We start from the raw sequence: 21,099 nt of genomic DNA on the forward strand, positions 1-21,099 counted from the left end.
TTTTACTCCTGATATTTTAAAGCTTCGACCATATCGATTTTTCTATTTTTGCGAGCTATCATTCCACTTACAAAAAGTGACATAGACAGGGTTAAAATTATAGTAAATAAATAAGATGGAATACCTATAGACATCTTCATCTCATATTCAGATGCGAGAGATTTTAACATGGAAGATAGTGTTAATATCCCCAAAGGTATTCCTATTATTATGCCCATAATGGAAATAAGGAGATTTTGGTTATATAGAATCTTGCCTATTTTATTGTCGCGAAAGCCGACAACCTTAAGCGTTGCCATTTCACGGTACCTCTCAACATAGCTCATTGTTCCTAGGTTATAAAGGACTATAATACCTAAAACTAATGCTCCTGCCACATAGAGATAGAGCATATTATTCATTATTGAAAGGAAAACCTCAAAAGAATCCATTATCATCTTCTTTGAGTGAACGGATTTTATATTATTTGATAATTCTATATCGCCTTTTTTTACATCTGTATAAACAGAATCAATCTTATATGGAATATTTAATTTTTGAGCATATTTATCTGAAATAATAATATTTTTACTCGTGCTTCTAAATATTCCATTAACTACCATATCAAACTTTTCATTACCGCCATATGGACTGATTGAAAATGTATCTCCCTCGTGAAGATTAAATTTTTCTGAAATACGCATACAAATATATGCTCCGTCATTTTTAATCTTGAATTGCTTAGAGTTTTTGTCAATTGTTTGAATTTTGCCATTTTCTAAGTTGTATATATCTAGATTTACATTTTTTTCTTTGAGTTTGACATTTGTTGAAGCTCCATAATCTCCATTATATCGTTTGATAATATCAAATCTCTCATCATCGCTCGCATTTTCAGATAGGTAAATTTTTGAAGAGTAATTCAATCCATTTTCATAATACACATCGAGGAAATCATTCATAGTTTCCTTTATACCGAAAGAGGCTATAGTTATAATTGTACAACCAATTATTCCAACGAGACTCATAGCAGTTCTAGTTTTGTGCCTTACAATATCTCTTAAATTCCAGCGAGTGCCAAAGGGAATTAGTTTAAAAATTTTTGTTTTTTCTATTAACATAGGTTTTACCTTCTTAGGAATATATGGAGAAAGTGCTTCTGAGGCAGTCCCTTTTAACATATTTCTTACTGATAGGTATCCAATAAATGTTAATGTAAATATAATAATAATTATAAGTGGATAACAATACCAAGGGCTTACTAACTTCCATTCAGGCAAATCAAGATATGTGCCCATCATTCCTTTTGGATTCATGATAATCCAAGCTAGAAAATAACCTAGAGCAATTCCTAGAATCGAACCGAGCGAAGATATGATAAATGCTAATGATGTATAGTGAAATACAATTTTACTGTCATGAAAACCAAGAGCCTTTAGTGTGCCAATCTGAGATTTTTCTTTTACAGTCAAACGGTGCATGGTGCTAATCATTGTTAACAGGGCAATTAAAAGAAATAATGCTGGGAGTATACTTCCCATTGCCTTACCCTCGCTAACCTCGCCTTCAGCTTGAGAATAAGAAAGCGTATCCTCTTTAGGAATAATTAAATTTGTATTACCAAGAGCCTTATCAGCTTCCTTAGAAAAAGTTTTTGCATCAATATTTGAGAGGACATTTATATTAGGATAGTAAGGAAATCCCAAGGTTTCCTCATATAAAGCAGGAGATATGTATGCAAAACCGTGAGATTTAAAATCTGGCATTATCTGAGTTTTATCGCTGACGCATATCATCTGTTCTCCAGCCTTTATTAAACCTCTGACCCTACCTTTTAATTTGATATTATTATATGTAAAATACAGGCTGTCACCAATTGAGATTTTATTCTTTTTTGCATATTGATCGGATAACCAAATTCCGTCATCACTATTTTTATTATATTTTTCACCATCGATTAGAACAAATGATGATACATCAAAATTGGTTGTAATCGAGATAGCTACCGTATCTCCTGATTTTTCATTTACATCTGCATTGATTGTTATAAATCTTGAAGCATTTTTAACGCCTTTAATATCGAGGATATTATTTAAATCTTCTTCTGAAAATCCATTGCTATTTATGAGCCTGTAATCAGCATAATTGCTATTTTTAAAAAGAGAAAACATATTATATTCAATACTTTTCCATTCAATATTAAAGCAGGTAAACATACCAATACCCAGCATAACCATTAATATCATTGAAATAAATTGGACTTTATAAAGCCAAAAAGTCCTTAACATTTTTTTTCTCAGCATATTAGCTCCTTTACCATTCAATTTCATCTGGAGAAAGTGGGATTTCCTGCTCATCAATGCTTAGAATCCTACCATTTTTTACATTCATAACTATATCAGCCATTTTTGCAATGTTTTGATTATGAGTTACGATAATAATGGTTTTACCATAATCCTTTGAAAGTTTCTTAAGATGCTTTAAAATAAGAACACCGGTTTCAGAATCAAGGGCTCCGGTAGGCTCGTCGCAAAGCAGAATTTTAGGATTTTTTGCTAGAGCCCTTGCTATAGAAACACGCTGTTGTTCACCACCTGATAGCTCAGATGGGAAATTATTTATATGATCTAATAATCCTACTGCTTCAAGCATTTTGTCAGCTGAAAGTGAATTATCAGATATTTCATCAACGAGTGCGATGTTTTCATATACGGTTAGGGTTGGTATTAAATTATAAAATTGGAAGATAAAGCCGACAGTTTCTGCACGATAATCGGCGAGCTCATTTTTATCTAAGGTTGAAATATCTTTACCAAACACCCGTATCTTACCGTTTGTGGGGCTGTCAAGGCCTCCAAGCAAATTTAGGAGGGTACTTTTACCTGCACCGGAAGGACCCAAGATAACCACAAAGCTACCTTCGTCGAGCTTGAAATTTATGCTATCCAAGGCTTTAAGCTCATGGTCACCGCTTTTATATATTCTGCTAACATTATCAAATTCAATCGCTTTATATTCAGCCTCAGTCATTATATTCCTCCCATATTAATGATTTTATCGGTCGCTTATGTTAGACCAAGCTAACTACATTCGTTATTATACTACAAATATTAATCAATTTGCATATTTTTTCTTGATAAATTGATATAGTATTCTTATTTAATTAAGTGTATGATATTAGTAGAAAAAAGATACAATATAAAATTTAATAGATAATAGTTAGTAGATAGGAAAGGAGTTTTCTTAAAATATATGACGAAATTTATATCGTGGAATGTTAATGGTTTTAGGGCTATTTTGAAAAAAGGTTTTGATGAAATTTTTAAAGATATTGATGCTGATTTCTTTTGCCTTCAGGAAACGAAGATGCAGGAGGGTCAGGCGGACTTTCATCCAGAGGGATATTTTGAATATTATAACTATGCAATTAAAAAAGGGTATTCAGGAACAGCGATTTTTGCAAAAAAAGAACCTCTTGATGTCAAATATGGGATAGATGGAAAGCATGATGACGAGGGCAGGGTGATAACTCTTGAATACGAAGATTTCTACCTAGTATGTGCTTATGTTCCAAACGCACAGCCGGCTTTAAAAAGAATAGATTATCGCATGGAATATGAGGACGATTTGAGAAATTATCTGACTTCATTAGATGCAAAAAAGCCTGTAATATACTGTGGAGATTTAAATGTTGCACATAATGAGATAGATTTAAAAAATCCTAAGTCAAACCGTGGGAATCCGGGATTTTCAGATGAAGAGAGAGGAAAGTTTTCTAATCTTCTGGATTCAGGCTTTACCGATTCGTTCAGGCATCTATATCCAGATAAAGAGGGAGTCTATTCTTGGTGGTCATACCGCTTTAATGCCAGAGCAAACAATGCCGGCTGGCGTATCGACTACTTCGTCATATCTGACAGACTAAAGGATAGAATTGAGGAAGCTTCTATTTTGACAGATATTTATGGTAGCGATCACTGCCCAGTTTGCTTGGTTTTAAAATAGGATTGGTTATACAATTGGCTTTAAAAAAGCTATACAAATAGGCTATAAAATTTTTATAAAATAGTCCCGTTATTCAATAAAAAACAAAATAGCTATAAGTAGATGTTAAATTATTAAATGAAATAAAGGAGAGAAAATGAAAAAGATTACAGCATTTGAATACGAGGGTTGTCCATATTGTGAGCAAGGTAAAAAGGCTATAGATGAGCTTATAAAAGAAAATCCTGAATATGGCAAAATCGAAATAGAATGGATTGAGGAGCACGAGCATCCCGAAATAATAGCAAATTATGATTATCAGGCAACGCCATCTATGTTTATTGGAAAAGAAAAATTATATGAGGCACATCTCTATGAAAAATATGAGGAGTGCAAGGAAAATATAAGGAAGGTCTTTGAAAAGGCTGTCAAATAGATTAAAAGTTAGGAAGAAAAATGTATAAACTCAGCACACTCTGTTATATTAAAAGAGACGACAGCATCTTAATGCTCCACAGGGTAAAAAAGAAAAATGACATAAATAAGGGCAAATGGATAGGAGTCGGAGGGCATTTTGAGGATGGCGAAAGTCCGGAGGAATGCCTTATTAGAGAGGTGTTAGAGGAAACAGGGCTAAAGCTCACATCATATAAATTTAGGGCGATAATTACATTTATATATGATAAAGACATTACCGAATATATGCACTTATATACGGCAGATGAATTTTTCGGAGAGATGATAGAATGTGACGAGGGGAATCTATCTTGGGTTCCAAAGAGTAAACTTTTAGACCTCGAGCTCTGGGACGGCGATAAGATATTTTTAAAACTGCTTGATGAAAGAGATGATTTTTTCTCTTTAAAGCTCATATATGATAAAAATGATAACTTAGTAGAGGCTGTCCTTGATGGCAATAGAATAAAATAGAATATGTGAGAAATTGTATAAGAAAATAAGAATACAAGAAAAGAGCTTAGCGGGTACGCTAAGCTCTTAATTATTAAAATTTTAAAGTAATTATGCTTCGTTATCTAATTTATTATCTCTTGCTTTAATCTTCTTAAATCCTATGAACCATAGTGGAAGAATGATTATGAACCAGTTGACAATACCAAGATACCTATATGCTGTTGCTACGATAACCATGAGTCCGAGCTTAGATACAGCATAGCATACTGCAAGGCATAAAACGCTGATTATTGTTTTCTTTAATAGAGGTTTCTTTGTATCTTTCATTACATATGGGTCAATTCTCTGTACCATTCCAAATATAAATCCTACAGCTGTTGTTATTAGAGCTAGGAATAGAAGTATTGGATATAGAACAGCAAGTGATTTGATATGTAGCTGATTAACAATGTATATAGTTGGAAGAGTTCTAGCTACCTGATCAGTGTAAATATCAGGCATTCCTGAGAAGATAAGTAGGCAGATTCCAACGAGCATCAATATATTCATTATCGCTCCAAGAATCATAGAACCCTTTGCTTCATTTTTATATATACCGCCTTTGAAAGATGAAGTTATTCCGCCTATAGCTGCAACTTGGAAGCCTGCATATGTGAGAGCCCACATAAGTGCATTTCCAAAATTACCTGGAACAGTGCTTGCAGAACCCTTGATGCTCCACTTTGTCGCATTAGGATTTACATATCTTTCGGACATAAGCTTTGAAATCTGAGGTGCAAATTTAATAAGACCTGCGATTAAAACTATCGAAATTATTATGAGAATAATCGCTGTCATAACCATTGCGTTCTTTCTTACAACATTCTCTCCGAATATTACAAGCAAGGTGATAATTACGAACATCATTAGAGAACCGACAAATACCGGAAGTCCAAGATATTGCTTGCCTAAAAGACCGCCCGTTGCGATAGTAGCCGCAGTAGCTGCTATTGTAGTGATGATAATACTTACATCAAGAGCTGGAGTCAAAATCTTAGATGCACCTCCATAAGCTTCTTTTGACCAAGCATCATATCCCCACTTATCAGTCTGTCTTGCTGTCTCAAGTGCTACATAATATGTAACAGCTATGATGATAAATGTTAAAATTGGTAAAAAGACGCCAAACCATCCATGGTTGGCAAAATATTGAAGTTCTTGAGTTCCTGATGCGAAACCCGCCCCGCAGTGAGTTGAAAACCATACGGTTGCAACACCTACACTGATAGAGGTTAAATATTTTCCGTTTTTATTCATGGTTAATACCCCCTATATATAAAAAATATTTAAAGCAACTTACTTGATATATTTATAACACTTTTATGCGTTGATTGCAATAAAAATAATTTCAGAAAATGATAGCATAGCCCTCTTGCCGGCTTCGATTACCTCATCTCCGCTTAGAGGTTTATCGAGGATTCCGGAAGCCATATTTGTAATACATGAAATTCCTACAATTTCCATTCCTGAATGTCTCGCAACTATTGCTTCAGGAACTGATGACATACCCACGCAGTCAGCTCCTAGAGTTCTAATCATTCTAACCTCAGCCGGCGTTTCGTAGCTCGGACCCGTCATAAAGGTATAAACACCTTGACGGAGCAAAATTCCCTTTTTATCAGCCTTTTCTTTGATTTTTTTTATCAGTTGAGGGGAATATGTATAAGTCATATCGGGAAATCTCGGACCAAGCTCATCAAAATTCGGACCAATGAGCGGATTATCACCCGATAAATTAATGTGGTCCTCAATAAGCATTAGGTCGCCCGCTTTATAATTCTCATTTACCGCACCTGAGGCATTTGTAATTATCAACCTCTTAATTCCAAGGATTGCCATAACTCTTATAGGAATTGTTATTTCTTGAAGCGAATATCCCTCATAATGGTGAAATCTACCTGACATTATCAATATATATCTGCCGGCGTCATCATTGCTAGTGTCGTAATTGCCGGCTTCATCTTCGCGTTCACATAAGATTAACTTTCCCTTATGACCGGGAGCTGTAGAAACAGGAAATTCAGGAATATCTGAGTAATTAATCTCCCTTTTGTTTTTAAAATTATTCTCAAAACCGGATAAGCCACTGCCAAGAATAATAGCGGTATCTGGCTTAACGCCCATCCAGTCCCTTATAAATTCTGCCGAGATTTCCGCACGATTTTTTAAATTATCCATATCATTCACTTTTATTCCTTTTTTTTAATTATATTCACAATTTGCTATTATCTCTTTTAAAAAAATATTAATACAACTGACTATTGTTCTTTTTAAAACATTAATTTTAAGAAAATTGATTTTAAAACTATGAAAAAACATAAGTATTTAATTTTATGTATAGACTATCTTAATAAATGTAAAACTTGCATATTTCTTTGAAAAATCTTATCATATAGGCGAGATGTATTCAAGAATTGAAGAGGTATCGAAGTATATTTACACCCATATTATAAGGAGATAATTGATGGAAAATCTTAGGGATTTAATAACTGATTCGGTGGAAAAGCACGGAGCGAAAGATGCTTTCATAGTAAAGAATAAAAAAGGAGAGCATATACATATATCATATATAAGATTTTATGAGGAGATAAGGTGCTTAGTTGAGGTATTTGCTTCAAGAGGCTATCTAGGCAAGAGGGTAGCGATAATAGGCAAAAATAGCTACGAGTGGTTTTTGGCTAATATGGCTATTCAGCTTATGGGTGGAGTAACGATTCCATTAGACAAGGAATTAAAAATCTTAGAGCTTGAAGAATGTCTTGAAAGAAGCAAGGCCGATATTATTTTCTGCGACGAAAAAACTGAGCCAATGATAAGGAAGATTGGGGCAGGTGACAGAGTTAAATTTCAGTCAATTTTCAACCTATATACTGGAGAAAAAGAAGACATCAGAGATCTCGTTAACGAGGGTAAAAATCTCATCGACCACGGAGCAAATGAGTTTGAAAAGGTGGAAATATCTGAAAGAGCAACATCATTTCTGATTTTTACATCGGGAACGACCTCTAATTCAAAGGTAGTAATGCTAAGCCAGAGAAATATTTATAAAGATGTTGAAAACACCTTACTCATCGCTGATATAAGCCATAAAGATGTGAATTTTTCTCTTCTCCCTTACCATCATATGCTAGGTTCAATTGCGACATATTTAACGCTTGCTACGGGTGGCACAACTGTTTTCTGCGATGGACTTAAATATCTTCAGAAAAATATGAAGGAATATAAGGTCACAAATTTCCTCGCAGTTCCACTTATCTTGGAAGCGATGTATAAGAAGGTCATGAAAACCGTTGAGAGCAATGGAATGGCAGGAAAATTAAATGCGATAAGAGGAATTACAAGAGGTCTTAACTTAGCAGGAATTAGACCTAATAGGAAGATATTTAAGGGAATTTTGGAGGCGTTCGGTGGAGAGCTTAGATTTTTATTTGTTGGAGGAGCACCTTGCAATCCTGAAGTAATCAAAGGATTCCAAGATTTTGGTATTCAGGTAATTCAGGGTTATGGCTTAACAGAAACATCGCCAATCATAGCAGGAGAAAGACCTAAGCAAAGGAAAATCGGTTCTGTGGGATTTCCTCTCAGAGATAATGAAATTGTTATTGAAAATCCTAACGAAGATGGAATAGGAGAGATTGTTGTCAGAGGTCCTAATGTCATGCAAGGCTATTATGAAAATGATTCTGCAACGAAGGCTGTATTAAATGACGGCTGGTTACGCACGGGAGATCTAGGATATTTTGACAAGGATGGCTTCCTATTTATCACGGGAAGAACTAAGAGCGTAATCGTTCTAAAGAATGGAAAGAATGTATTTCCTGAAGAAATGGAAGTCAAGATAAATGACCTGCCATATTGTAAAAATAATATTATTGTTGGACTTCCAAACGACGGTGATAAGCTAGACCTAGTTGTAAGCTTAAAAATTGAATATGATGGAGAATTTTTCAAAGGAAAAAGTGAGCCTGAGATTAGAGAGATTATAAAGGCTGATATTGAAAAAATAAATGATACAATGCCTTCTTATAAAAGAATAAAGAGGATTTTTATCACCGATAAGCCTATGGTAATGACAACGACTTCCAAGGTAAAAAGACATATCGAAATAGAGAAGATGCTCGAAGAAGAAGCATCGAGAAATAGCGAAAAAAATTTGCAAGATAAATAATATCAAGCAAATATATAAAAAGAAAATAATATAAACAATTTAATTATTGCTACATATCATATAAGCAGTTCAGCTATCTGGACTGCATTTGTTGCGGCACCTTTTCTAACCTGATCTCCGCAGCACCAGAGGTTTATTCCTCTAGGGTTTACAAGGTCTTTTCGTAATCTGCCTACATAGACGAGGTCTTGACCGCTTGTTTCAATAGGTGTAGGGAAATTATCTTCAGGATATAATTTACAGCCTTTAGCATCAGAAATTGCCTTTTTTGCCGATTCGAGGTCTATCTCATCTGAAAGAATTACTGAGGCTGAAATTGAATGAGATCTTTCGACAGGAACGCGAACGCAGGTACAAGAAACATTCAGCTCCGGCAGGTGGAGAATTTTACGCCCCTCATTTTGAAGTTTCATCTCCTCAGAAGAATATAAATTATCACCAAAATTTCCAATTTGCGGAATTAGATTATAGGCAATCTGCCTTGAAAATATCCTTGGTTCAAAATCTCTATTATTTATTATATCCTCTGTCTGCTTGTACATTTCAACTGGGCCACTTGCACCTGCACCGCTTGTAGCTTGGTAAGTTGAAGCATAAATTCCTTCAATTTTTGACAATTTAGATAGACCATTGATGGCAACCAATGTTATTATTGTAGAACAATTTGGATTTGAAATAATGCCTTTGTTATTTTTAATATCATCAGGATTTATTTCAGGCACTATTAGAGGAACATCGTCATCAAGCCTGAAAGCACTTGAGTTATCTATGAAAATTGCACCTGACGATTTAATATCATCCGCAAATTTCTCAGCTATATTATTTTCTGATGCACCTAGAACAATGTCTGAACCCTTGAAAGACTCTTTAGAGGCTTCTTCGACAGTTAGCTTGCCAAAAGGCGTGTCAAGAACTTTTCCGGCACTTCTTGCACTTGCAAGCAGTTTAAGATTTTGAATAGGAAAATTTCTTTCATATAAGACCTTAATCATCTCCTGACCAACAGCACCTGTTGCACCCAGAATAGCAATATTTATCTTGTTCATTTTTACCTCTTTACCTCCGAATTATCTAACGAACATTTAGAACATTTAGAAAATTTAGAAAATTTAGAAAATCATATAATTTAAAATCTCAAAGAGCTAATCAATAATTATTAATCATTAATTATTTATTGCAAAGCTGTCATATAGGATTCTTATCGCTTCTTCAAAATCTTCAGTCGCAACGCCTATCATAATATTGATTTCATCTGAACCTTGCTCAATTGTTCTAATATTTATTCCGCTTGAACCTAGGGCACCGAAGATTTTACCGGATATTCCTAGGTGATATGCCATCTGTCTACCTATTATAGCAATCAGGCTTATTCCGTCTGTGACATCAATATTATCTGGTTTGCAGGCTTCTTCAATAGAAGATACAAGCTTAAATTTTTTATTTTCAAGTGATTCAGATGGAATTACAAATGAAAAGCTATCTATACTGCAAGGTATCTGTTCGACAGTAACCTCATATCTTCCGCAGACCTCAAGTGCTGTCATCAGCATTTTAACCCTGTCCATTCCATTTTTATATAGATTAATTATTGTATAATTTCTGCGTCCTGTTATGCCAGTGATAAACTTCTCTTTTTTATCATCATTATCATCTTCAAAGACTTCCCTTATAAAGGTTCCGGACGCTTCTGGATTATTTGTATCCTTTATATTTAAGAGAATATTTTTTGCTCTTACAGGGAAAACCGTATCCTCATGGAGAACTGAAGCACCCATGTGAGATAACTCTCTAAGCTCTGAAAAAGTAACCTTTGGGATTGCCCTTGGATTTTCGACTATAGATGGGTCTGCCATAAGTATTCCCGGAACATCTGTCCAGTTCTCATATACATCAGCATCAAGAGCAGCTGCTGCAATAGCCCCTGTAACATCTGAGCCACCTCTAGAAAATACTTCAATGCTTCCATCTTTAGCCATTCCATAAAACCCGGGGATAACTATATGAGAGTCTACACTAAATCTCTCCTGAAGCTTTGAGAAAGACTCTTTGTAATCAACTGTTCCATCATAATTAAAAGTAATCCAGTCCTTTGCATCGACGAAATCATAGCCAAGATAATCTGCCATCAATTTTGCGTTGAGATATTCTCCCCTTGATACGAGATATTGAGAGGAAACGCCCTTGTCCATTTCTTTTCTTATATCAGCTAATTCACTTTCAATATCTATTTTGATATTGCATTCATTTTTTATCTGGATAAAACGCTCTTTTACCTTGTCAAATATTTCATCTGCCGAAACATCATATTTAATATGGGCCATGCAAAGGTAAAGTAGGTCTGTAATTTTGCTATCACCCGCATTTCTTCTACCGGGAGCAGATACGATAACGACACGCCTACCTGCGTCGGACTCGATAATCCTTTTAACTTTTTCAAATTGCGTCCCATCGCTTAGAGATGAGCCTCCAAATTTAACAACTTTTAACATATCTTACAATGCTCCTTTATTCGCTTATAGAAGCCATGAAAACACTGCTTTCTTTTTCTAGGGCTACTTGATATAGCTTGTGTGCAGCTGCAACTGTCATAGGCTCTGTTACGGAAGAACCCTTATCACTTCTGAAATAATAAGATCTCTTAACCATGTCATTATCGATTACAGCTTCTGAAAGCACTCCAGTTCTCAGAACTTCTCCTCCTGCTGCAATATCTAGAGCGTCCTGAATTACAGAAGTTCCCGTCGGCATCTTTCCTGCACCCTCACCATAAAAACTTTGAATACCTAGATTCTTTCCGTGCAAGGTGATGAGATTGTTATTTTTGTGAACATTAGCTTCTATTCTATCTTTAGGAATCAGGGTAGGCTCAACAAAGGCGAAGAATTTATCATCTATTTTACCCGCACGCATCATGAGCTTGCATACGCAGCCACTTTCTTCAAACATTTTAATATCAGAAGATGTAATATTTCTTATGCCGGCAACTGGGATCTTTGACTCTTTAAACAGTTTCCCAAAAGCCAGATTTGCTGATATTGAGCATTTGTGGAGCGTATCGTAGCCGTCAATATCGGAAGATGGATCAGCTTCTGCATATCCTGCCTGCTTAGCGTCAGAGAGTGCTTCGTCAAACTCAGCTCCTTCTTCCGTCATTCTGTCAATTATATAATTAGAAGTACCATTTATAATTCCGGAGATTTCGATTATCTCATCACATCTCTTCGTCCTAAGCAGGTTAAATAACCACGGGATTCCTCCGCCTGCAGCAGCCGTATATCTAAGCAAAACACCATTTGTATCAGCACAGTGCGTGAGCTCACGGTAGTAGGTGCTGATAAGCTCTTTATTAGGAGTTACGATGTGCTTTCCTTTCTGCAGAGCTTCCATTACATATTCATATGCAGGATGAAGACCGCCCATACATTCGCATACGATGTCGATGTCAGGATCGTTTATGATTTCTTTATAATTCGTAGTTGTTATCTTTTCAAATCCAGGTTTTGGATTGCGAATCAGAGCTTTTTTTACATTTAATGATTCGGTATTATTTGCGGCTTCAAAAGCACCCATTCCTACTGTGCCAAGCCCAAGAATTGCAATATTCATTTTGTCTATTCCTCCCAAGGAAATGTCCTTCTAAGCATTTGTCCGCATAGCAAAGACACTTGTTTTTATAATATGAATAATGTATCATAACGAAAACTGGTTTTCAATTATAAAGAGGTAAATAAGGTGAGATATTTAAGCACAAGAGATGAAAAAATTAGTGTATCTCCGTCGGAAGCGATCATTATGGGATTGGCACCTGATGGAGGTCTTTTTGTTCCTGACGACTTAGATGAAATCAGGGTAGATTATAAGAAGATGATAAAAAAGTCATATAAGGGTATGGCTAGGGAAATTTTTGCAAAATTTTTTCCTGACCTCATCATAGAAATTCCTGATATCGTAAATAAGAGTTATGACAATAAATTTATTTCTAAAGAAATTACACCTTTAAAGGGAAATGATGATATTTTCTTTCTTGAAGTCTTTCATGGCCCTACCTGTGCTTTTAAAGATGTAGCTCTATCTGCCTTGCCAAATTTAATGAAATCTGCTGCAAAGAAAATAGGTTTTAAGGACAAGATTCTCATTTTAACAGCAACAAGTGGTGATACGGGAAGTGCCGCGATGAAAGGTTTTTCAGATGTATCAGGAACGGGAGTAATTGTTTTTTACCCGAGAGAGGGAATATCTGACATTCAAAAACTTCAGATGATTACGCAGGAGGCAGGTAATGTCAGAGCTTGTGCTATAAGGGATAATTTTGATGCTGCCCAAAGAGGGGTAAAGAAGATTCTTTCTGAAGAGAAGAATATTGCTTGCGGAATTTCCCTATCGAGTGCAAATTCAATTAACATAGGAAGGCTGGTTCCACAGATTGTCTATTATTTTTCAGCATATAAACAGCTAGTCGAAATGGGGAAGATTAAGATAGGTACTAAGATTTCTTTTACAGTACCGACGGGAAATTTTGGAAATATAATGGCAGGCTGGTTTGCAAGAGAAATGGGACTTCCGATTGGGAGGCTAATATGTGCATCTAACAAAAATAATGTGCTTACCGATTTTCTTTTGAGCGGACTTTATGATAGAAAAAGAGAGTTCTATAAGACATCGTCACCGTCAATGGACATACTCGTATCCAGCAACCTTGAGAGACTTCTCTATTTCACCGCTGGTTCTCAAAAGACATCAGAATATATGAGGGAGCTTGAAACCAAGGGCGAGTATAGAATTAACATGGAAGAACTTGAAAAGATTAAGCAGATTTTTTATGGCTGCTATGCGGAAGATGATGAGGCAAGATATGCGATAAGAGACTCATTTTATTCAAATAATTATCTACTTGATACCCATACGGCGGTTGCTTACGCAGGATATAAGAAGATGCTAGATGAGGCTAAAGAGCCAAGGATACCAAATGTCATTCTTGCGACTGCATCACCATTTAAATTTCCAAAGGCAGTCCTTACAGCCATTTATGACAAAAAAGAAGGTAGCTTTAATGGCGAAGAAGGAGCATTTACTCCTTATAATAAAAAAGAAAATAAACTTACCGATGAGGACTGCGTTAAATATCTTAGCAGATTAACAATGATTGAACCGCCTTCACAGCTATCCGGTGTTTTCACAAAAAAGATTAAAAATGATGATCTTATAGATAAAAATGAAATGAAAGATTATATAAGAAAAAAACTCCAAGATGTTATGGGAGATGAATATGAGTGAAAAGATTATTATAAAGGCACCTGCAACATCAGCGAATGTAGGACCGGGCTTTGATGTATTCGCTTTTGCCTTGGATATGTATAATGAAATTATCTTTGAAAAAATTGATAGTGGACTTGAGATTGAGGGATGCCCTGATGAGTTCAGGAATGAAAAAAACCTAGTATTTAGGGCGTATAAGGCTGTATTTGATGTAATTGGAAAAGAGGTAGGTGGGCTAAGATTCACAGAAAAAAGCAAGATTCCATTTTGCAGGGGACTTGGCTCATCAGCTGCGATGATTGCGGGAGGGGCTATAGGAGCTAATGAAATGTTAAACTCTCCTTTAAGTAAGAAGGAATTGCTTGAAATATGCCTAAAGATAGAGCCACATCCGGACAATTTAGCCGCTTCAATTTATGGCGGTTTTACATCAGCTGTAACGGCAGGGGAAGAACATATAGTTAAAAATACAAAGGTTAATGACAATTTAAATTTTTATGCGGTAATAACGGAGCAAAAAGTTGAAACAGAAAAGTCAAGGCTTGTTCTATCTGATATGATTGCATTAAAAGATGCTGTATTTAACATTTCGAGAGCTTCAATGCTTCAAGATGCTTTTGAATCTGGAGATAAAGAGCTTTTATCCAAGCTATTACATGACAAAATCCATGAGCCATATAGGAAGGATTTGATAGATGATTATGACGAAGTTAGAGCTATAGCTTTGTCCGAGGGTGCATATGCTTTTTATATCAGTGGCTCTGGCTCGACCTGCATTGCGATGAGCGATGAGGAAAAATTTATAGAAAAAATAAATAGAAGATTAGAAAAATCTAAAATTAAAAGAGAAATAGTAAAACTTAAGGCTTCAAATGAGGGAGCAAAGAGGGTTTAAGATTTATGGAAAGCAAATTTGTACTTGTGGATAGGTCGCTACTCCCAGATTATTATGAAAAAGTCATGGAAGCAAAACGCCTAATTGAAAAGGGAGAAGCAAGAAATGTTGGCGAGGCGAGCTCAAGGGTAGGTATTTCACGAAGCACATATTATAAGTATAAGGACAGCATAATGACTGTCGCTGAGGCAAATATAAGCAGGCGTGCAAATATTTCCATGATGCTCGACCATAGGTCGGGTATTCTAGCAGAGATTCTGAATTTTTTTAAAGAATGTAATTGCAGTATTTGGACTATTAACCAAAGTACACCAATCGATAATGTCGCAAATGTAGTCTTGACGATTGAGCTGATTGATTCCATTATGAGCATTGACGATATTATAGAAAAACTCAGTCAAAAAGATGGCGTATTTAAGGTTAGGCTAATGGGCGTTGAATAAGTTGTGATATTTTTATGTCCTAATATGAAGAATTTCTCATAATTTTTCACAATTAAAAACACCTAAGCAAAAATAAATAGTGTACAATTTAAATATAAGTTGATTACAAAGAAAAGATTACAAAGGAGAATGTGATATGGCTAACAAATATAAAGGTACAAAGACAGAGAAAAATCTAATGGAAGCTTTTGCAGGTGAGTCACAGGCAAGAAATAAATATACATATTTTGCTTCAACAGCTAAGAAAGAGGGATACGAGCAGATTTCGGCAATCTTTCTAGAGACAGCAAATAATGAGAAAGAGCACGCAAAGCTATGGTTTAAGGAGCTTGGAATGCTCGGAGATACAGCTGAGAACCTAGGCTCTGCTGCAGATGGCGAAAACTATGAGTGGACTGATATGTACTCACGCATGGCAGATGAGGCTGATGAGGAGGGTTTCCCTGAATTAGCTCGCAAATTTAGAAATGTAGCTGCAATTGAAAAGACACATGAGGAAAGATATAGAAAATTACTTCACAATGTTGAAGCCCAAGAGGTATTCAAGAAGAGCGAAGTTAAGGTATGGGAGTGCAGAAACTGCGGACATATCGTAGTAGGCAAGAAGGCACCTGAAGTTTGCCCAGTATGCGACCATCCACAGTCATTCTTTGAAGTACACAAGGAAAATTACTAATTAAAAATTACAAATTATAAAGCACAAATTATAGAGCAATAATTAAAAAGCGTTAATTATAGAATAAAGTGTTAATTATTTAGATATTTAAAATTTATGGAGGTAGAGTTTATGTTGATTTACAAATGTGAAGAATGTGGAAGCTTATTAAATTTCTTGACCGATGGGGATAAGGAAGTATGCAAGAGCTCTTTTAAGGAGCTAACTGCAAATACCGAAGATGCAGCAAAGGAAAAGCATGTTCCAGATGTCAAAGCAGATGGAAAGCATATTGAAGTAACAGTAGGTTCTACTCTTCACCCAATGGAAGAAGAACATCATATAGAATTCATCATTTTGGAAACAAAGAAGGGCTATCAGTTTAAGAAATTAAATCCTGGAGATAAGCCTTATGCTGAATTTGAAGTAAGTGCTGATGATGAAGCTGTTGCTGCTTATGAATATTGCAATCTTCATGGATTATGGAAAAAGGAAATCTAATAAGACAGAGGGCTTAACAACAGAGCTTATAAGAGCATATTAGAATTTAGATGACAAATCACTCCTTAAATGGTATTATGACAGATGATAACATTTAAGGAGGATTTTTTATGAAAAAAAGCATCAAGAGAATTGCAATTATTTTAATGTCATTTGCTATAATATTCAGTTTTACAGCTTGCAAGAAAACATCTCCAAGCGAGGTGGTTGAAAAAGACTTAAAGGAACTACAGTCAGAATCAGTCAAAGAGGTTGAGGTACCTTATGTTAATAAGGATAATGCAGATAGTAAAGAGTTGGAAGATAAATACCTTAAATGGATTAATATGATTCAAAAATTCGATTATAAGATTCAAGATGAAAAGATTAGCAAGGACGGCAAGACGGCTACTGTTAGAGTGAAGATAAGCACATATGACTTTGGTAATACATATAAAGAAGTTGCACAGGAGATTAAAGAGGGAATTGATGAGGGTAAAATCAATAAGGATACAGATATTGACAGCTATGTCATAGATCAATTCTTAACCAAGGCACTTCAGCTTAAAGATAAGAAATATACAAAGGAAGTTATTATAAATTGCAAAAAGGCGAGCAAGGACTGGGAAGACGATATATATAATAACGAAGATTTCCAAGATGCAATACTAGGTGGTATGCTGACGGAAGCTCCTAATCTGACATCAATTTTGTAATAATTTATAATAAAAATTATTATAAACAACGATAAAAAATATAATCAAAAAATAATATCGCTTATAATAAAACCCCACGCATCTGCGTGGGATTTTATTTTAGTAAATGATATATTAGTCTTCATTATAGCAATATAAATTTACAAACAGTATCAATCTACATAACAACATCAATTTACAAATTTACATGAGGCGACATATCCTCTTGCTAAATTCGACGCTATCCTCAATTGGAAGACCTTCAATCAAGAGAGCTTGGTCATACAATAGCATTGCATAATCTTTAATTCTTTCTTCATCTCCATCTGAAACAGCCTTTTCTAAATTGCCATAAAATGGAAGATTTCCATTGATTTCTAGTACCACATCGGCATTAAAATCTGCCATTCCGCTATTTCCTGTTACCTCGGCTTGAGCCTTCAAAATCTTTGTCATTTCAAGTGAAATACCATTGCTGGTAGATAGGCATACTGGATGCTCTTTTAATCTGTTAGAAAGAATTACAGATGTGACTTTTTCGTCGAGAGCATCTTTTACCGCATCAAGCACCTTTTTTGCATCTTCATTTTTCTTATCTGACTTTTCTTTTTCTTCATCAGAAATATCGAAGCCAAGGTCGTTATCTCCAATATTCTTAAATTCCTTGCCGTCATACTCTCCTAAAATCTTGAGTGCAAACTCATCGACCTCATCAGTGCAGAAGAATACCTCATAACCCTTGTCCTTAAAAATATCCATATGAGGCATAGCTTCAAGCTTGGCTACTGATTCGCCTGTAGCATAGTATATATATTTTTGCTCGCTAGGCATTCTTGAAATATATTCTTTTATTGTGCTTAATTCATTTGTTGAAGAACTTTGGAACATAATAAGGTCTTTCAATTTATCCTTGTTCATTCCAAAATAGTCATATACACCGAATTTTAGCTGTATCCCAAAAGCCTTAAAGAACTTATTATAATTATCTCTATCATTAGTTAACATTTCGTTTAACGATTGAGAAATCTTTTTTTCTATCCTTTGTGCGATGGCTTTTAACTGCCTATCCTGCTGAAGCATCTCTCTGGAAATATTGAGAGAAAGGTCCTGAGAGTCAACAAGTCCTTTAACAAAACCGAAATACTGAGGAAGTAAATCTTCACAGTTATCCATAATCATTACACCGCTTGAATAAAGCTGAAGGCCGTGCTTATAGTCTTTTGTATAATAATTAAAAGGAACCTCTGATGGAATGAATAATAGTGCATCATATGATATAACGCCTTCAACCTTGGTATGTATTACTTTTAGAGGGTCGCTCATATCATAGAATTTGCTCTTGTAAAATTCGTTATAATCATCTTTTGAGATTTCACTTTTTTTCTTTTTCCAAATAGGAATCATGCTATTTAAGATTTCGTCCTCATAAAATGTTTCATATGTAGGCTTATAACCATCAGCATTTTTTTCTTCCTCAGTAGCTGGCTTTTCACGAGATTTCTCAACGCTCATAACGATAGGGTATCTTATATAATCTGAATATTTAGCGATGAGCCTCTTTATCGTCATTTCTTCAAGATATTTAGAATAATTTTCTCCATCAGGTTCATCATTATCATCTCTTAGCGTCAAGATAATTGTTGTTCCAACTTCCTCTCTATCTGATTCTTCAATTCTATATCCGCTGGCTCCGTCGCTCGTCCAGCTATATGCTTTTTCTTCACCCTCAGCAAGTGAAATTACTTCTATTCTCTTGCTTACCATGAAAGCGGAATAAAATCCTACGCCGAACTGACCAATTATGTCAGGTAGATTAGAAGCATCGTCATTAACAAAATCACTAGAAAGGTCAGCACTGCTCTTTTTATCTGTTTTTACTGCCTGCTCAATGCCCTGCTTAAAGTCAAGAGAACCGCTATTAGCTATTATTCCAAGGTTTTCATCGAGCTCCTTTTCACTCATACCAATACCATTATCAGAAATTGTTAGGGTTCTATTATCTTTATCAGCTTCAATTCTAATGCTGTAATCATTGCGAGATAATCCACTCTTTCCTGCTGAAGCCGATTTATAATATCTCTTGTCAATTGCGTCGCTTGCATTGCTTATTATCTCTCTGAGAAAAATTTCTTTATTTGTATATATGGAATTAATCATCAAATCAAGCAAGCGTTTCGATTCTGCCTTAAATTGCTTTTTTCTACTCATTTCTAAGACCTCTTTTCTTTCTAATTTTTATTTGTTCATTTAATATTCTTAAATTTTTACGAGCTTAATGTTTTTACGACCACAAAATTTTTACAAGCTTGATGTCGCTGTTAGCACTCCTATCAGATGACTGCTAAATAATATAATAGTCCATAAAAAAATTTTTTCAATGAAAAGTTTTAAATATCACATAAAATTCATAATACTTTTGTCTAGAAACAAGTTGTTTACAATTATTTATGCTAAAATCTCTATATACATTAAGTTTAAATGAGCATGAATTAAATATAAATTAAATAAGTATAAATTAAAAAAGAAATACTTTGATTTGTTTATATAAATCGGCAGTGGAGGTATGTTATGAGTGCTAAAAAATATGATGTTGCAATAATAGGAGCGGGACCTGCTGGCATGACGGCTGCGATATATTCGGCAAGGGCTGGTAAGAGCGTTTTGGTAATAGAGAAGAAATCCCCCGGCGGTCAAATCGTAAACACGCTTGAAGTTGATAATTATCCTGCAACTCCAGGAATAAGCGGTGTAAAATATGCGATGACGCTTCAAAAGCAGGCACAGGATTTTGATGCAGTTTTTCAATTTGATGAGATTAAGTCTATAGATGAGCCAAAAAAAGAAGGAGATTATTTTGTAATTCATGGTAAAAATGATGAATATGAAGCTTTATCAATAATCTTGTCAACCGGTCTTGAGAATAGAAAAATCGGTCTTGAAAATGAGGATAAACTTGTAGGACATGGTATTTCTTTCTGTGCAGCCTGCGACGGGGCATTTTTCAAAGGTAAAGATGTTGCAGTTTATGGTGGTGGAAATACAGCACTTGAAGACGCTTCCTATCTTGCGACAATCTGCAAATCCGTCACTATAATTCATAGAAGAGATAGATTTAGAGGAGAGCAGGCCCTTGTTGATGCGTTAAAAAAATATGATAATGTAAATTATATTATGGAATCTACAATTGTCGAATTAAAGGGTGATAAGCTTATTGAATCTGTTGTAGTAAAGGATAAAAATACAGGCGAAACTAAGGAAGTTAAGATAAATGGTCTATTTCTAGCGATCGGACAGATACCTAGTGGAGCGGATTTTGCAAACCTAGTAAAAGTTGATGAAAGAGGATATTATGAGGTTGACGAATCCTGTGCTTCTAAGCTTGTAGCAGGTGTCTTTGTCGCAGGCGACGGAAGGAGCAAGAAGATAAGACAGCTCACAACGGCTGTTGCTGATGGCTCGGTTGCAGGAAGCAGTGCGGCTGCATATATTGACCGTCTAAATGGCAGAGAATATGTTTAAAATTTTTATAATAAAGAAAATAGGATAACGGGAAAAAATAGCTAAAATAGAATAGTTAAAATAGGAGAGTGAAA

At 35.2% G+C, this 21,099-nt stretch carries 19 protein-coding genes; 11 read left to right on the forward strand and 8 right to left on the reverse strand.

Annotated elements, in window-relative coordinates; genetic code table 11:
• Positions 1-2: 2 nt before the first annotated feature.
• Together BQ5371_RS04685 and BQ5371_RS04690 are read right to left on the reverse strand one after the other, a co-directional pair.
• Entirely contained in the window at positions 3-2,282 is a 2,280-nt protein-coding gene (locus BQ5371_RS04685) for an ABC transporter permease (protein WP_159428258.1), read from the reverse strand.
• 10 nt (positions 2,283-2,292) lie between these two features.
• Positions 2,293-3,009 carry an ABC transporter ATP-binding protein gene (locus tag BQ5371_RS04690; protein WP_071132756.1) on the reverse strand — a complete coding sequence of 239 codons (717 nt, stop codon included), beginning with the start codon at positions 3,007-3,009 and terminating at the stop codon, positions 2,293-2,295.
• A 222-nt stretch (positions 3,010-3,231) separates the two neighbouring features.
• On the opposite strand from BQ5371_RS04690, the gene BQ5371_RS04695 reads away from it, so the two are divergent.
• From BQ5371_RS04695 to BQ5371_RS04705, 3 genes are all read left to right on the forward strand, one after another.
• Positions 3,232-3,984, forward strand: a complete 753-nt coding sequence (locus tag BQ5371_RS04695) for an exodeoxyribonuclease III (protein ID WP_071132757.1) — start codon at positions 3,232-3,234, stop codon at positions 3,982-3,984.
• Between the two features lie 136 nt (positions 3,985-4,120).
• Positions 4,121-4,399, forward strand: coding sequence for a thioredoxin family protein (locus tag BQ5371_RS04700; RefSeq protein ID WP_071132758.1), 279 nt, complete (start codon positions 4,121-4,123; stop codon positions 4,397-4,399).
• A 20-nt stretch (positions 4,400-4,419) separates the two neighbouring features.
• Complete coding sequence (locus tag BQ5371_RS04705; RefSeq protein ID WP_071132759.1) at positions 4,420-4,893, forward strand: NUDIX hydrolase; 474 nt, start codon at positions 4,420-4,422, stop codon at positions 4,891-4,893.
• A 90-nt stretch (positions 4,894-4,983) separates the two neighbouring features.
• On the opposite strand, the gene BQ5371_RS04710 is transcribed toward BQ5371_RS04705, so the two are convergent.
• Together BQ5371_RS04710 and BQ5371_RS04715 are read right to left on the reverse strand one after the other, a co-directional pair.
• Positions 4,984-6,171 carry a hypothetical protein gene (locus tag BQ5371_RS04710; RefSeq protein ID WP_071132760.1) on the reverse strand — a complete coding sequence of 396 codons (1,188 nt, stop codon included), beginning with the start codon at positions 6,169-6,171 and terminating at the stop codon, positions 4,984-4,986.
• A 63-nt stretch (positions 6,172-6,234) separates the two neighbouring features.
• Positions 6,235-7,092, reverse strand: coding sequence for a purine-nucleoside phosphorylase (locus BQ5371_RS04715; RefSeq protein ID WP_071133128.1), 858 nt, complete (start codon positions 7,090-7,092; stop codon positions 6,235-6,237).
• A 286-nt stretch (positions 7,093-7,378) separates the two neighbouring features.
• Between BQ5371_RS04715 and BQ5371_RS04720 the strand changes: the two genes are divergently transcribed.
• Positions 7,379-9,082 (forward strand): AMP-binding protein, encoded by a 1,704-nt coding sequence (locus BQ5371_RS04720; RefSeq protein ID WP_071132761.1) that lies wholly within the window; start codon positions 7,379-7,381, stop codon positions 9,080-9,082.
• 56 nt (positions 9,083-9,138) lie between these two features.
• On the opposite strand, the gene BQ5371_RS04725 is transcribed toward BQ5371_RS04720, so the two are convergent.
• The 3 genes from BQ5371_RS04725 to BQ5371_RS04735 form a co-directional block, all read right to left on the reverse strand.
• Entirely contained in the window at positions 9,139-10,128 is a 990-nt protein-coding gene (locus tag BQ5371_RS04725; protein ID WP_071132762.1) for an aspartate-semialdehyde dehydrogenase, read from the reverse strand.
• 117 nt (positions 10,129-10,245) lie between these two features.
• Positions 10,246-11,571, reverse strand: a complete 1,326-nt coding sequence (locus BQ5371_RS04730; protein WP_071132763.1) for an aspartate kinase — start codon at positions 11,569-11,571, stop codon at positions 10,246-10,248.
• 16 nt (positions 11,572-11,587) lie between these two features.
• Positions 11,588-12,688, reverse strand: coding sequence for a homoserine dehydrogenase (locus tag BQ5371_RS04735; protein WP_071133129.1), 1,101 nt, complete (start codon positions 12,686-12,688; stop codon positions 11,588-11,590).
• A 126-nt stretch (positions 12,689-12,814) separates the two neighbouring features.
• Here BQ5371_RS04735 and thrC point away from each other — a divergent pair, with 126 nt between their 5' ends.
• The 6 genes from thrC to BQ5371_RS04765 all read left to right on the forward strand — a co-directional run bounded on the left by thrC (position 12,815) and on the right by BQ5371_RS04765 (position 17,527).
• Positions 12,815-14,356, forward strand: coding sequence for a threonine synthase (thrC, locus tag BQ5371_RS04740; RefSeq protein ID WP_071132764.1), 1,542 nt, complete (start codon positions 12,815-12,817; stop codon positions 14,354-14,356).
• On the forward strand, positions 14,349-15,233 hold the full coding sequence (gene thrB, locus BQ5371_RS04745; RefSeq protein WP_071132765.1) for a homoserine kinase: 885 nt from the start codon (positions 14,349-14,351) through the stop codon (positions 15,231-15,233). The genes thrC and thrB overlap by 8 nt, the downstream gene beginning before the upstream one ends.
• A gap of 5 nt (positions 15,234-15,238) precedes the next feature.
• Entirely contained in the window at positions 15,239-15,676 is a 438-nt protein-coding gene (locus tag BQ5371_RS04750; protein ID WP_071132766.1) for an ACT domain-containing protein, read from the forward strand.
• Positions 15,677-15,812: 136 nt separating this feature from the next.
• Positions 15,813-16,352, forward strand: coding sequence for a rubrerythrin (rbr, locus tag BQ5371_RS04755; protein ID WP_071132767.1), 540 nt, complete (start codon positions 15,813-15,815; stop codon positions 16,350-16,352).
• Between the two features lie 111 nt (positions 16,353-16,463).
• The gene (locus tag BQ5371_RS04760; protein WP_205408031.1) at positions 16,464-16,832 is read left to right on the forward strand and encodes a desulfoferrodoxin family protein; all 369 of its coding nucleotides are present in this window, start codon (positions 16,464-16,466) and stop codon (positions 16,830-16,832) included.
• A 110-nt stretch (positions 16,833-16,942) separates the two neighbouring features.
• A complete protein-coding gene (locus BQ5371_RS04765) occupies positions 16,943-17,527 on the forward strand; it encodes a hypothetical protein (protein ID WP_071132769.1) in 585 nt (194 codons plus the stop codon).
• A 183-nt stretch (positions 17,528-17,710) separates the two neighbouring features.
• Here BQ5371_RS04765 and htpG read toward each other — a convergent pair whose 3' ends face one another.
• Complete coding sequence (gene htpG / locus BQ5371_RS04770; RefSeq protein WP_071132770.1) at positions 17,711-19,714, reverse strand: molecular chaperone HtpG; 2,004 nt, start codon at positions 19,712-19,714, stop codon at positions 17,711-17,713.
• A gap of 360 nt (positions 19,715-20,074) precedes the next feature.
• On the opposite strand from htpG, the gene BQ5371_RS04775 reads away from it, so the two are divergent.
• Positions 20,075-21,025 (forward strand): NAD(P)/FAD-dependent oxidoreductase, encoded by a 951-nt coding sequence (locus BQ5371_RS04775; RefSeq protein ID WP_071132771.1) that lies wholly within the window; start codon positions 20,075-20,077, stop codon positions 21,023-21,025.
• Positions 21,026-21,099: the final 74 nt, after the last annotated feature.

Origin of the sequence: Alterileibacterium massiliense (assembly GCF_900104645.1) — a bacterium.
Lineage (GTDB): Bacteria > Bacillota > Clostridia > Peptostreptococcales > Anaerovoracaceae > Alterileibacterium > Alterileibacterium massiliense.